Raw genomic sequence first — 2,304 nt, forward strand, 5'->3', positions numbered from 1 at the left:
CAACTGTTAATGCTGAAAATAGAGCTTATACTCAACTTATTCGTCCATAATATATAAATTCACAATATTTAAAAGCTGGCTCATTTCAGTAAAAGTCGCAAGATTTTTCATTTTCACAAGGCTTTCCTTTAGAATAGGCGCATCTTATTTCTTAGCTTTGATTTCTCAATGATTCAGTTAGACCAGTTATCTATACGTCGCGGTGGACGTGTTTTATTTCAAAAAGCGTCGATGCAGTTACACCCAGGATGGAAAATTGGCCTAACCGGTGTCAATGGTGCCGGGAAATCGACCCTGTTTTCAGCTTTGCTTGGTGGCATGGAGTCAGACACCGGTTCGTTGACCCGTCCTGCGGTATGGACCGTGGCGCATATGGCGCAGGAAATCAAAGCGCTGAATATGAAAGCCATTGATTTCGTCTTGTCCGGCGATGAAGAATACTGGGATATTCAACAGAAACTGGAGCAGCCAGATCAGCTGGATGATGCAGAACTGGCCCATTTATATGGCCGTTTTGATGAAATTTCAGGTTATTCTGCGCCGGCCAAAGCTTCGCAACTGATGGCCGGTCTGGGCTTTTTTGAACATCAATCCCAACTGGATGTTTCAAGTTTTTCTGGTGGCTGGCGCATGCGCCTGAATCTGGCGCGTACCCTGATGAGCCGTTCCGATTTACTCCTTCTTGATGAACCGACCAACCATTTAGACCTGGATGCCATTCTCTGGCTCGAAGACTGGCTGAAAGCCTATGAAGGTACGCTGGTGCTGATTTCGCATGACCGGGATTTCCTCGATGCGATTACCGATCATATTTTACATATTGAAAATCAGGAACTGATTTTATATACCGGTAACTACTCGACCTTCGAGCGCACCCGCAGTGAACGTCTGGCGCAGCAGCAACAGGCTTATGAAAAGCAGCTGGAAACCCGCGCACATCTGCAAAAATATATTGACCGTTTTAAAGCGAAAGCCACCAAAGCCAAGCAGGCACAGAGCCGGATCAAACAGCTGGAGCGTATGCAGGAACTGTCTGCTGCCCATGTTGATACACCATTTACCTTCAGTTTCCGTGAACCGACCAAAATGAGTTCGCCTTTATTGCAACTGGAACATGCCGATATTGGTTATGGTGACAAGCTGATTGTCACCAATGTCAATTTACAGATCACGCCAAGCAGCCGGATTGGTTTGCTCGGGATGAATGGTGCCGGTAAATCCACCCTGATTAAATCGCTGGTCGGTGATTTAAAATTGCTTCAGGGTCTGCGTAAAGATTCAGAACTGCTCAATATTGGCTACTTTGCCCAACACCAAATGGATGCACTGGATGGCAATGCCAGCCCGATGTTACAGCTGGCCCGTATTGCCGATAAAAAAATCAGTGAAGCCAGCCTGCGTTCTTTCCTGGGCAGTTTTGGTTTTAGCGGCGAACGCATGGATACGCCAAGTGAAAGTTTCTCAGGCGGTGAACGTGCCCGTCTGGCTCTGGCATTGATTGTCTGGCAGCGTCCAAACGTGTTGATTCTGGATGAGCCGACCAACCATTTAGATCTGGATATGCGTCATGCATTGACCATGGCCTTGCAGGATTTTGAAGGTGCTGTGGTGCTGGTATCGCATGAGCGCCAGCTGATTGCCAGTGTCTGTGATGAATTGCTGCTGGTACATAATGGTCAATGCCGTGAATTTGACGGTGATCTGACCGCTTATGCCGACTGGTTACGTCAGGCCCGCATTGAGATGATCAAAAACGGGCAGAAGCCAGCCGAGCCGGTGAAATCTCAGGTCGAAGTCAAAGCAACCATTTCCAGACTGGACAAAGAAGCACAGCGTAAGGAAGCGGCACGCCAGCGGGAACTGAGCCGCCCGATTCGTAAAAATATCGAAAAATGTGAAACACAGATTTCAAAGGTTACGCCGCGACTGGCTGAAATTCAAAGCTTGCTCGGAGATAGTGCTTTATATGATGCCTCACGTAAAAATGATTTGCTCAAACTGATGAATGAGCAAACTGAGCTGAAAGCCAAACTGGAAACAGCCGAAGAACAGATGCTGGAACTAATGATGGAACTGGAAAGTCTGGAGCAGTCCTTCTAACACTATTTCAACACCCCCATTATCTGAGAGATGAGTAACAAGCGTTATTCATCTCTTTTTTTTATTAAAACCACCCATTTTTAATATTTTCCTCCTGCTTTTCATCTCCGTGTAGTTCCTTGCTATTCTTGAGTACTGCATCTCTTCTTCAAAACTTGACACATTTTGTCGTGAATTACGCAAGTGCCATATAAGTTTATTTTT

1 protein-coding gene is annotated in these 2,304 nt (G+C 46.1%); it reads left to right on the forward strand.

From position 1 onward, the window contains the following. The first annotated feature begins 168 nt into the window (after positions 1–168). Positions 169–2,100: an ATP-binding cassette domain-containing protein gene (locus FTV13_RS15415; RefSeq protein WP_154320142.1), complete on the forward strand. Its 1,932-nt coding sequence runs from the start codon at positions 169–171 to the stop codon at positions 2,098–2,100. The last annotated feature ends 204 nt before the right edge of the window (positions 2,101–2,304 follow it).

The organism is Acinetobacter sp. YH12235 (assembly GCF_013417705.1).
Taxonomy (GTDB): Bacteria; Pseudomonadota; Gammaproteobacteria; order Pseudomonadales; family Moraxellaceae; genus Acinetobacter.